At 71.6% G+C, this 10,921-nt stretch carries 8 protein-coding genes; 5 read left to right on the plus strand and 3 right to left on the minus strand.

Features of this window, described 5'->3' with window-relative positions; translation table 11 throughout:
• Positions 1-298 precede the first annotated feature (298 nt).
• Genes ACFVH5_RS41655 through ACFVH5_RS41665 form a run of 3 tightly spaced genes read right to left on the minus strand, consistent with a single transcriptional unit; the run spans position 299 to position 3,905 of the window.
• Positions 299-2,590, minus strand: coding sequence for an ABC transporter permease (locus tag ACFVH5_RS41655; RefSeq protein ID WP_385838887.1), 2,292 nt, complete (start codon positions 2,588-2,590; stop codon positions 299-301).
• Between the two features lie 5 nt (positions 2,591-2,595).
• A complete protein-coding gene (locus ACFVH5_RS41660) occupies positions 2,596-3,393 on the minus strand; it encodes an ABC transporter ATP-binding protein (protein WP_385838888.1) in 798 nt (265 codons plus the stop codon).
• Complete coding sequence (locus tag ACFVH5_RS41665) at positions 3,390-3,905, minus strand: PadR family transcriptional regulator (protein WP_384809566.1); 516 nt, start codon at positions 3,903-3,905, stop codon at positions 3,390-3,392. Before ACFVH5_RS41665 ends, ACFVH5_RS41660 begins: the two co-directional genes overlap by 4 nt.
• A 165-nt stretch (positions 3,906-4,070) precedes the next feature.
• On the opposite strand from ACFVH5_RS41665, the gene ACFVH5_RS41670 reads away from it, so the two are divergent.
• The 5 genes from ACFVH5_RS41670 (at position 4,071) to ACFVH5_RS41690 (ending at position 10,805) form a co-directional block, all read left to right on the plus strand.
• Positions 4,071-5,345, plus strand: coding sequence for an ABC transporter substrate-binding protein (locus ACFVH5_RS41670; protein ID WP_385838889.1), 1,275 nt, complete (start codon positions 4,071-4,073; stop codon positions 5,343-5,345).
• 208 nt (positions 5,346-5,553) lie between these two features.
• Positions 5,554-7,179, plus strand: a complete 1,626-nt coding sequence (locus ACFVH5_RS41675; protein WP_385838894.1) for an alpha-amylase family glycosyl hydrolase — start codon at positions 5,554-5,556, stop codon at positions 7,177-7,179.
• Positions 7,180-7,237: 58 nt separating this feature from the next.
• A complete protein-coding gene (locus tag ACFVH5_RS41680; protein WP_385838890.1) occupies positions 7,238-8,566 on the plus strand; it encodes an ABC transporter substrate-binding protein in 1,329 nt (442 codons plus the stop codon).
• Between the two features lie 5 nt (positions 8,567-8,571).
• Complete coding sequence (locus ACFVH5_RS41685; protein WP_385838892.1) at positions 8,572-9,969, plus strand: ABC transporter permease subunit; 1,398 nt, start codon at positions 8,572-8,574, stop codon at positions 9,967-9,969.
• The gene (locus tag ACFVH5_RS41690) at positions 9,966-10,805 is read left to right on the plus strand and encodes a carbohydrate ABC transporter permease (RefSeq protein ID WP_385838893.1); all 840 of its coding nucleotides are present in this window, start codon (positions 9,966-9,968) and stop codon (positions 10,803-10,805) included. The genes ACFVH5_RS41685 and ACFVH5_RS41690 overlap by 4 nt, the downstream gene beginning before the upstream one ends.
• The last annotated feature ends 116 nt before the right edge of the window (positions 10,806-10,921 follow it).

Raw genomic sequence — 10,921 nt, forward strand, 5'->3', positions numbered from 1 at the left:
CGGCTGCGGGTCCGGTGGGGGCCGTTCGCGCAGTTCCCCGCGCCCCTTGAAGGCGGGGCTGCGCCCCGGTCTGTTCCTTCGGCTGCGGGCCGGTGGGGTCGTTCGCGCCGTTCCTCGCGCCCCTCAGAAGCGGGGCTGCGCCCCTGCTTTTGCCCCTTTGGGGGCGCGGGGAACTGCGCGGGCAACCACCCACCCACCCGCACAATCCACACCGCCCCAAGCCCCGCAGGGGGGCGCGGGGAACTGCGCGAACGGCCCCCACCGGCCCGCACCGTACGGGTCGGCCGTAAGTGGGTGTTCAGGCCACCGCGCTCAGCGTGTCCGCGAGGCGGTGGTGGGACGCGCGGGATGCCGGCAGCGCGGCGAGCGCCGCGGCGCCCAGGACCGCGGCCGTCGCGAAGAGGGCCAGGAGCGCGGGCGACGGCCCCTGCGCGATCCCCGCGCCGATCCCGCTCGACCGCCCCTGCGCGTCGATCAGCCAGTGCGCGAGCGGCACCCCCAGCGCCGTACCGACGACGACCGCGGCCAGCGTCGTGCACCCCGTGGCCGTCACCGTGATCGCGGTGATCTGCCGCGGGGTCAGTCCGATCGCCTTCAGCGCCAGCAGATCCCGCTCGCCCTCGCGGACCGTCCCGCCGATCGCCGTGAGCAGTTCGATGAGGCCGATCAGGGCCATTACGGCGATGAGCCCCACGACGACCCCGCGCAACGGCGAGAGCCCGTCGGCCGGGTTCGGCACGGCGTGCGCGCTGAGGTCGCCGTGTGCGGCCTCCGTCAGCTCGGCGCCCACCCGGTGCGGGTCCGCGCCGGGACGCAGCTGGAGCTGGTAGAGCGCCGCTTCGAGCCCCGGGTCGTTCTCCCGGAGGGTGTCGAGCGAGGTGGAGATGACCCGGCCGCCGTTCTCCGGCTCGATGCTGCGCCCCACGATGTGCAGGATCTGCGGCTGCGCGCCGACCGTCATCCGCACCCAGTCCCCGAGCCGTACGTCCAGCAGGTCGAGCAGTCCCTGACCGGCCACCGCCTCGTCGGGACCACGCGCGGGGCGCCCCTCGGCCAGCGCGAACGGATAGGGGTCCGCGCGGGTGCCGAGCCCGCGCAACGCGATCGTGCCCGTCTGGCCCGGGACCAGCGCGGCCACCTCGACCCCCGGATGGACCGCGGCGACCTGCGGATTGCCGGCCAGCAGGGCCCGTACGTCCGGATCGGTCAGGGAGGCGTCGGCCCGTACGGTGAGCGCCGCCGCGAGGCCGATCCGGTCCGGGCTGTGCTGGAAGCGGTCGATGGTGGTCCACGCGCTCATCGCCACGACGATCAGCAGCAGCGGCAGCGCCAGCCGGGCCACCGCGGCCAGCGAGCGCGGCCGGCGCGTGAACGCCTTGTGCCAGCCCAGGACCAGCGCCGACGGCAGCCGCAGCCCGAGCGCCCCGCGCGACAGACCGGAAAGACCGCCGCCGAGCGGTGCCGCGGCCCGCAGTCCCGGCACGGGAGGCACCTGCCCGGCGCGCCAGGCTGCGAGGCCGGTCGTCGCGGCGATGAACAGCACCGCCGCGAGGGGTACGCCGAGGAGCGCGGCCGTGTGCCCCGGCAGGCCCTGCCACACGCCGACCGCGTCGCCGAGACGCCCCGGTGTCCGGCTGCCCAGGGCCTGGATGAGGGTCGCGGCGAGCACGGCCCCGAGGAGCGCGAACGCCACATGCTGGAGCAGGAAGATCCGTACGACCTGGCCCGGCGTGAAACCGATCGCCTTCAGCACCGAGATGTCCCGCAGATGACCGCGGATCCGGGTGCCGATCGCGCCGTGCACGGCCAGCGCGGCGGCCAGCAGAGCGGCGAGGCCGAAGAGGCCGAGGACCTGGCCGAGCAGCCGGTTGCCGCCCTGGGCCTCGGCCCGGGCCTGCTGCCAGTTGGAGACGTCGGTGACGGCCTTGGCGCCGAGGAGGGTGACGGCGCGCTGGACGGCGTAGTCCGTGTCGTCGGGGTCGGTCAGCCGCAGCCCGGTCACCTGGCCGTCGCGCCCGTCGGTGCTCCGCACGGCGGCGGGCAGCGCCCAGACGAGCCCCGGCCGCTCACCGGGGCTGTAGCGGGGCTCGGCGCTGTCCGCGATGCCCACCACGGTCAGTGTCCGGTCCGTGCCCGGCACGGTGAGCGCGTCCCCGGGCTCGGCCCACAGAGCCCGTGCGAGGCCGCTCTCCAGCACCACACCGTCCGGGACGCCGGAGTCGAGCCAGCGCCCCGAGGTGAGCAGCGGACGGCCGGTCGCGGGCCGGTCGACGGTGCCGCGCAGCTCGACGGAGGCGCGGGTGCCGCGCGAGGCGAGGGTCGCGGCGGCGGTGGGGTACGGGCCCGCGACGGACGCGACCCCGTCCAGCTCGGCGAGCCCGGCCGCGTCGGCGGAGAGGCCCGTGTGGATCCAGACGTGCGCGCCCTGCGACTGGGTGAAGACCCGCTGCCAGGGGTTGGTCGCGTACCCGAACAGCGCCGTGGCCAGCAGCAGTGAGGCGACGATCCCGGCGGTGGCGAGCACGATGAACAGCGCCTCGCCGCGATGCGAGCGCAGATCGGCGTGCGCCCAGCGCAGAGTGGCCCGCACGCCGCTCAGTCCCTCAGTTCCAGCACGCCGGATATCCCCGTGCCGCGGGCGGGCGCGGTGTCGAGGGCCGCGTCGTCGGCGATCCGGCCGTCGAAGAAGCTGATCACCCGGTCGGCGGCGCTCGCGAGCCGTGCGTCATGCGTGACCAGCACGATCGTCTGGCCGCGTTGGTGGAACCGGGTCAGCAGCCGGGTCACCTCGCGGGTGCCCTTGCTGTCGAGGCTGCCCGCGGGCTCGTCGGCCAGCAGCAGCTGCGGATGGTTGACCAGGGCGCGGGCCAGCGCGACGCGCTGCTGCTCGCCGCCGGACAGCTCGCCCGGCATGCTGCGCTCCTTGCCCGCGAGGCCCAGTTCGTCGAGGAGCAGCTCGCGCTCGGCGCGCGCCTGCCTGGGGGAGAGGCCGGCGAGCAGGGCGGGCAGTTCGACGTTGTCGGCGACCGACAGGTTCGAGACCAGGTTGAAGAACTGGAAGACGATGCCGATCCGGCGCCTGCGCTCGACCGCCCAGCGCGCCTCGCTGTACGCGTCGGTGCACTCGCCGTCCAGCCAGAGGCTGCCGGAGCCCGGCCGCTGGAGCCCGCCGAGCAGATGCAGCAGCGTCGACTTCCCGGCGCCGGAGGGGCCGGTGACGGCCACGAACTCGCCCTGCCGCACGGAGAGGTCCACGCCGCGTACGGCGTGCGCGGGGGCGCCCTCGCCGTAGTGGGTCTTGACCAGGCCCTCGGCCCGCAGGAGCGGGGTGTCACCGGCGCGCGGCGAAGGAACGGGGTTACGGGACGGGGCGCGGGGAGTGGCGCGGTTCATTCCAGCTCCTCCAGTTCCTCCTGGCAGCGTTCCAGCCAGTCGAGGTCGGCCTGCAGATGCAGCATGGCGCCCTCGATGAGCAGCTGGGAGATGCGGTTGTCCCGGCTCTCGGCCGCGGCGAGCTTCGACAGGTTGCGCATGGTGTTCAGGTACTCGCGCCGTTGTTTGTTGATCAGGGCGATCTGGTCGGCCAGTCCGGTCCGCGGTGCCAGGGCGAGCTTCATGAAGAACTCGTCCCGTACGCGCGGCTCGTCCGCCGTCTCCTCGTACCAGGCGTGCAGTGCTTCACGTCCGGCGTCGGTGAGGTGGTAGATCTTCTTGTTGGGCCGGCTCGACTGCTCGACTTCCTCGCCCTCGATCAGTCCCGACTTCTCAAGGCGGCCGAGGGTCACATAGATCTGGCCGACGTTCGGCTGAGGGTACGCGGCGCCCAGCAGTTGCTCAAGGTCCTGCTTGAGCTCGTACCCGTGGGCCGGACCGCGCGCCAGCAGGGCCAGGAGGGGCAGCCGCACTCGTGCTCTCCCCTTCCTCCGCTGTGGATCTTCAAAAGGTGCGCGGGCCCGCTTGTCCGGGGCCAATGTGCCGCAGGACCTAGTATCGCCCATACCTAACGGGTATACATGGCCTCTGACTCCGGGCGAAGGTGCCCGGCAGCCGGGTGTACCAGGGAGGAACCTATGCGGTGGATCCATGCCGCCGGTAGGGGGCTCCTGGTCGCGGTGGTGGTTCTGACCGGTTACGTCGCCTCGGGCGTCCAGGCCGACGGGGCGCGCGGCGGCGGCCGGGGCCCGCTCACGCTGGCCACCGCCGGGGATCTCACCGGCTATCTGGGGCCGCTGCTGGACGGCTGGAACCGCGCTCATCCCGGCGAGCGGGTCACCCTCGTCGAACTTCCGGACTCCGCCGACGAGACGCACGCCCAGATGGCCACCGATCTGCGCGGCGACGGCCGCAGCCGCTTCGACGTCCTGAACATCGACGTCGCCTGGACCTCTGAGTTCGCCGCCGCGGGCTGGATCTCCCCACTGCCCGCGGGCCGTTTCCCGCTCGACGGCTTCCTGCCGCCGGTCGTGGACACCGCGACCTACGACGGACGGCTGTACGCGGTCCCCTACGTCACCAACGCGGGGCTGCTCCTCTACCGCAAGGACCTCCTCGACAAGGAGGGCGTCGCTCCGCCGCGCACCTGGGCCGAGCTGGAGGAACAGGCGAGATCCATCGCTCCGAAGTACGGACTCGACGGCTACGCCGGCCAGTTCCTGCCCTACGAAGGCCTCACCGTGAACGCGGCCGAGGCGGTCTACTCGGCGGGCGGCACCATCCTCGGGGACGAGGGCGAACGCGTCACCGTCAACTCGGCGGCGGCGCGCGCGGGCATCGGTTTCCTGGCCCGCGGCGTACGCGACGGCTGGATCCCGCAGAAGGCGCTGACGTACAAGGAGGAGGAGTCCAAGCAGGCCTTCCAGGACGGCCGCCTCCTCTTCCTGCGCAACTGGCCGTACGCCTATGTCGGCGCCTCGGCGAAGGGCTCGCCGGTCGCCGGGAGGATCGGCGCGGTGCCGCTGCCCGGCCCCGACGGGCCGGGCGCGAGCGTGCTCGGCGGCTCCAACCTCGCGGTCAGCAGCCACGCCCGGCATCCCGACTCCGCCGCCCGGCTCATTGCCTATCTCACGAGCGAGCGGACCCAGCGTCAGGTGCTCACCAAGGGTGCGCTGCCGCCCGTGCGGGCCGCGCTGTACGAGGATCCGGAGCTGATCCGGCGGTTCCCCTATCTGCCGACGCTCCGCGCGAGTGTCCTGGCGGCGGCGCCGCGCCCGAAGAGTCCGCGCTACGACCAGGTCAGCCTGGCCGTGCAGGCCGTGGTGCACGACGCGATGACCGGGCATCAGACGCCCGAGGCCGCGGTGCGCCGGCTGGCGCGCGAGCTGGCGGACATCTCGCGCCGCGGCTGAGCCCTCTCCCGCACGCTTTCGGCAGATCATAGTTTCATGTTAGGTAACGCGCCCGTCTCATCTGCCGTTTCGAGGGTAGAAATGTGTGGACATAAGTCCCCAACCTTCAGTACGGCCCTGTCTGCTCGTTGACACTCGCCCGACATGCCTACTTAACATGCATGCATAACCGGAGTACGCACAGACGGGTCAACGGGTGACGATCGACATGCACCGCTGGTGGCGCGACGCAGTGATCTACCAGGTCTACGTCCGCAGCTTCCTCGACAGCACCGGGGACGGCATCGGCGACCTCGCAGGGGTACGCGCCGGACTGCCGTACCTGAAGAAGCTCGGGGTCGACGGGATCTGGCTGAGCCCCTTCTACCCCTCACCGCAGCAGGACCACGGCTACGACGTGGCCGACTACTGCGACGTCGACCCGCTCTTCGGCGACCTCGGCGAGTTCGACCTGCTGATGACGGACGCCCGGCGGCTCGGCATCAAGGTGCTCCTCGACATAGTCCCCAACCACTGCTCCAGCGAGCACCCCTGGTTCCGGCAGGCCCTCGCCGAGGCGCCCGGCGGCGAGGCCCGCGCCCGCTTCCACTTCGCCGACGGCCGCGGCCCCGGCGGGACGGAGCCGCCCAACAACTGGTACGCCATGTTCGGCGGCCCCGCCTGGAGCCGGGTCACCGAGCAGGACGGCACACCCGGCCAGTGGTACCTGCACATGTTCACGCCCGAGCAGCCCGACCTGAACTGGCGCAACCCCGAGGTCGGCACCCACTTCGACCACGTACTGCGCTTCTGGCTCGACCGGGGCGTGGACGGCTTCCGCGTCGACGTCGCCGCCGGCCTCTACAAGCACCCCGACCTGCCCGACTCGCCCGACCCCATGGCCGACGCCCGCACCCGGGACTCGGTCAACCCGCTCGCCTGGAACCAGCCCGAGGTGCACGGCGTCTGGCGGCACTGGCGTTCGGTGTGCGAGGAGTACACCGTCCGCGACGGCCGGGAGCGGCTGCTCGTCGGCGAGGTCTCCGTGCCCTCCGCCCGCGAACACGCCCACTACGTACGCCACGACGAGCTGCACCAGGCCTTCTTCTTCGACCTGCTCAGCGCGTCCTGGAACGCCGACGCCTTCCGCAAGGTCATCTCGGAGGCCATGCAGGACATCGCGGGCACCGGCTCCACGGTCACCTGGGTCCTCAACAACCACGACCAGGTCCGCACGGTCACCCGCTACGGCGAACTGGGCACCGACGGCAGCGGTCTGGGCGCCGCCCGCGCCCGCGCCGCCGCGCTGCTGATGCTGGCGCTGCCTGGCGCCGCGTACATCTACCAGGGGGAGGAGTTGGGGCTGCCCGAGGTCGTCGACCTGCCGGACGACGTGCTCACCGACCCGATCTACCGGCGGACCGGCAGCCGGGCCCGGGTCCGCGACGGCTGCCGGGTGCCGCTGCCGTGGTCGGGGCACGCCTCGCCGTTCGGCTTCACCACCGGCACCGAGAGCGCCAAACCGTGGCTGCCGCAGCCCGCCTACTTCGCGGAGTACGCCACCGACCGCGCCCTCGCCGACACCCGCTCCTTCTGGCACCTCTACCGCGACGGACTCCAACTGCGCGCAGGGATGCCCCAGTTGGGTGAAGGCCCGCTGCGCTGGCTGGACACCCCGCCCGGCGTCCTCGGCTTCGTCCGCGGCGACGGCCTGGTGTGCGCCGTCAACTTCGGTACGTCGCCGACGCCCGCGCCGGTCGCCGGCACCCCCCTGCTGTCCAGCGGCCCCTGTACGCCCGGCGTCCTGCCCGGCTCGACGGCCGCCTGGTGGATCAGCGACTGCACCAACCCCTGAACCGACCGCGATCACCGCCCCACCCGTCAAGTACCGCTCTCACGAAGGAACATCAACGATGATGCGACGACGTACGACCCTGCTCGCGAGCTGCACCGCCCTCGCCCTGTCCCTCGGTGCCACCGCGTGCGGAGGCGGCGGCCCCGTCTCGGCGGGCGGCGGCGACAAGCCGCTCAGCGGCCAGACGATCAACGTGGCCGGTGTCTGGTCCGGCAGCGAGCAGAAGAACTTCCAGAAGGTCCTGGACGCGTTCACCGAGAAGACCGGCGCCAAGACGCAGTTCACCTCCACCGGCGACAACGTCTCCACGGTCGTCGGCAGCAAGATCGAGGGCGGCAACGCACCCGACGTGGTGATGGTCCCGCAGGTCGGCGTCCTCCAGCAGTTCGCCGAGGAGGGCTGGCTCAAGCCGCTGTCCAAGACCGTCCAGAAGTCCGTCGACACCAACTACGCGGACGTGTGGAAGAACTACGGCAGCGTCGACGGCAGCCTGTACGGCCTGTACTTCAAGGCCGCCCACAAGTCGACGGTCTGGTACAGCCCCGACGCCCTCGACGAGGCGGGCGTCGAGGCGCCGGCGAGCTACGACGCGATGCTGGAGGCCGGGCGGACCATCTCCGAGTCGGGCCTCGCGGCCTTCTCCGTCGCAGGCCAGGACGGCTGGACCCTCACCGACTGGTTCGAGAACGTCTACCTCTCGCAGGCGGGCCCCGAGAAGTACGACGCCCTCGCCGCCCACGAGATCAAGTGGACCGACCCGAGCGTGGTCGCCGCCCTCACCACCCTCGGCAAGCTCTTCAAGGACAAGGAGCTGATAGCCGGCGGCCAGAAGGGCGCCCTGAACACCGACTTCCCCGGCTCCGTCGAGAAGGTCTTCGGACCCGAGCCCGCCGCGGGCATGGTCTACGAGGGCGACTTCGTGGCCGGTGTCGCCAAGGACCAGTTCGGCAAGAAGATCGGCGAGGACGCCGACTTCTTCCCCTTCCCCGCGGTCGGCGACGGCAAGGCGCCCGTGGTCAGCGGCGGTGACGCGGCGGTCGTCCTGAAGGACGGCAAGAGCCCGAAGGCCGCCATGGCGTTCCTGGAGTACCTGGCGACCCCCGAGGCGTCCGCGGTCTGGGCCGAGGTCGGCGGTTTCCTCTCCCCGAACAAGGAGCTCGACCTCGCCTCCTACGGCGACGACATCACCCGCGAGACCGCCAAGTCCCTGGTCGACGCCGGTGATTCGGTCCGCTTCGACATGTCGGACCAGGCCCCGGCCGCGTTCGGCGGCACCAAGGGCGCGGGCGAGTGGAAGCTCCTCCAGGACTTCCTGCGCGACCCGTCCGACCCGAAGGCGACCGCCGCGGCGCTGGAGAAGGCCGCCGCCAAGGCGTACCAGGACTGATCGCCATGACCGCCACAGACCTGAGAGACCTGAAGGACCCGCAAGGACCGGGCCCGGAAGAGACGGGTCCGCCGCCCGCCGCGCAGGCCGACCGCGACCGCAGACGGCGTGCGCGCCGCCGGGCCCGTGTCGTCGCCTTCGTCTTCGTCCTGCCCGCGCTGCTCCTGCTCGGCGCCCTCGTCGTCTACCCCGTGCTGTTCTCCGTGGGCCGCAGCTTCTTCGACGCCTCCGGCGACCGGTTCGTGGGCGGCGACAACTACACCGAGATGTTCCACGACCCCGCCACGATCAAGGCCGTCCGGAACACCGCCATCTGGGTCGTCATCGCGCCCACCCTGCTCACCGGCCTCGGCCTCGTCCTCGCCGTCCTCGTCGAGAAGGTGCGCTGGGCGACGGCGTTCAAGCTCCTGCTGTTCATGCCGATGGCCGTCTCCTTCCTCGCCGCGGGCATCATCTTCCGGCTCGCCTACGACGAGGACCCCGACAAGGGCGTCCTGAACGCGGCCGTCGTCTCCGTCCACGACGTCTTCAAGGGCGAGTCGTCCTACCCGACCGCCCGCGCCCGCGACGGCCAGGGCCTCACGAAGGGCGCCGACGGCTCGTACGGTACGACCGCCGGTGCGTCCCCCGGCGACACCGTCGGGCTCGGTCTGGTCGGTGTGCGCGCCGACGACCTGCCCGGGGACGCACGGCCCGCGTACCCGGCGGCGGCACAGAAGGCGGCGGCCGACGAACTGCGCGGAGTCGTCTACCTGGACTTCACCCGCGGCGGGGGAGGGAAGCAGGGCGAGGTCGACAGGGCCGAGAGCGGGCTGCCGGGGATGGCCGTCGAGGCGGTGCGCGACGGGAGGACCGTCGGGAGCGCCACCACCGCGGCCGACGGCTCCTTCCGCTTCGAGGGCCTCGAACCGGGCTCGTACACCGTGCGGCTGCCCGGCTCGAACTTCGCCCCGCCGTACGAGGGAATCTCCTGGCTCGGACCCGCGCTCGTCACGCCCGCCATCATCGGCGCGTACCTGTGGATCTGGACCGGCTTCGCGATGGTGCTGATCGGGGCCGGGCTCGCCGCGCTGCCCCGTGACGCGCTGGAGGCGGCCCGGATGGACGGCGCCGACGAGTGGCAGATCTTCCGGCGGATCACCGTGCCGCTGCTCGCGCCCGTCCTCACCGTGGTCTTCGTGACCCTGGTGATCAACGTGATGAAGGTCTTCGACCTCGTCTACATCATCGCGCCGGGACCCGTGCAGGAGGACGCCACCGTGCTCGCCACCCAGATGTGGCTGGTGTCCTTCGGCGGCGGCAACAACCAGGGACTCGGCAGCGCGCTGGGCGTCCTGCTCCTGCTGCTCGTGATCCCCGCCATGGTCTTCAACGTCCGCCGCTTCCGAGGGAGTCAACGATGAACGCGCTCAGGCGGGGGCTCGGCAACAGCCTGGTCCAGGCGTTCCTGGTGGTGATCGGCCTGGTTTGGCTCACCCCGCTCGCCGGCCTTTTCCTGTCCTCGCTGCGGTCCGCACAGGACACCGCGACGGGCGGCTGGTGGACCGTACTGACCAGTCCCCGGCAGCTGTCCTTCGACAACTACTCGGCGCTGCTGGGCAATGCGGGGATGACCCGGGCGTTCTGGAACACCGTGCTGATCTCGGTGCCGACGACGTTCCTCGTCGTCGTCATCGCCGCGCTCGCGGGGTACGCGTTCGCGTGGCTGGACTTCCCCGGGCGGGACACCGTCTTCCTGATCGTGGTCGCGCTGCTGGTGGTGCCCGTACAGATCGGGCTGCTGCCGGTGGCCAAACTCTTCGGCGAACTCGGGCTGTTCGGCACGATTCCCGGGGTCATCCTCTTCCACGTGTCGTACGGGTTGCCGTTCGCGATCTTCCTTCTGCGGAACTACTTCGCGGAGATGCCGAAGGAGATGCTGGAGGCGGCGCGGATGGACGGGGGTGGGGAGTGGCGGATCTTCACCCGGCTCGTCTTGCCGGTGGGGCGGCCGGCGCTTGCCAGCCTTGCCATCTTCCAGTTCCTGTGGGTCTGGAACGACATGCTGGTCGCGCTGTTGTTCGCGGACAGTTCCGCGCAGCCTTTGACTGTTGAACTGCAGTCGCAGATAAGGCAGTTCGGAAGCAATATCGATGTGCTCGCGCCGGGGGCGTTCTTGTCCTTGGTGGTGCCGGTGGTTGTCTTCTTCGCTTTCCAACGGCACTTTGTGCAGGGGGTTATGGCGGGCTCGGTGAAGTAGGCGTTTCTCGCCCCCGCCGCCCCTACCCGTTCCCGTCACAGACGCAGGGGCTCCGCCCCCGCACCCCCGTTGCGCAGTTCCCCGCGCCCCCAGGGGGTTTCAGGGGCGCGGGGAAC

The sequence above is a fragment of the Streptomyces sp. NPDC127119 genome, from assembly GCF_042677425.1.
In the GTDB taxonomy this organism is placed as follows: Bacteria; Actinomycetota; Actinomycetes; order Streptomycetales; family Streptomycetaceae; genus Streptomyces.

What these genes read in the sequence shown, in the direction of transcription:
- ACFVH5_RS41660 (WP_385838888.1), bottom strand. Translation starts at nt 3,393, where the DNA reads ATGAACCGCGCCACTCCCCGCGCCCCGTCCCGTAACCCCGTTCCTTCG.
- ACFVH5_RS41670 (WP_385838889.1), top strand. Translation starts at nt 4,071, where the DNA reads ATGCGGTGGATCCATGCCGCCGGTAGGGGGCTCCTGGTCGCGGTGGTG.
- ACFVH5_RS41675 (WP_385838894.1), top strand. Translation starts at nt 5,554, where the DNA reads ATGCACCGCTGGTGGCGCGACGCAGTGATCTACCAGGTCTACGTCCGC.
- ACFVH5_RS41680 (WP_385838890.1), top strand. Translation starts at nt 7,238, where the DNA reads ATGATGCGACGACGTACGACCCTGCTCGCGAGCTGCACCGCCCTCGCC.
- ACFVH5_RS41685 (WP_385838892.1), top strand. Translation starts at nt 8,572, where the DNA reads ATGACCGCCACAGACCTGAGAGACCTGAAGGACCCGCAAGGACCGGGC.
- ACFVH5_RS41690 (WP_385838893.1), top strand. Translation starts at nt 9,966, where the DNA reads ATGAACGCGCTCAGGCGGGGGCTCGGCAACAGCCTGGTCCAGGCGTTC.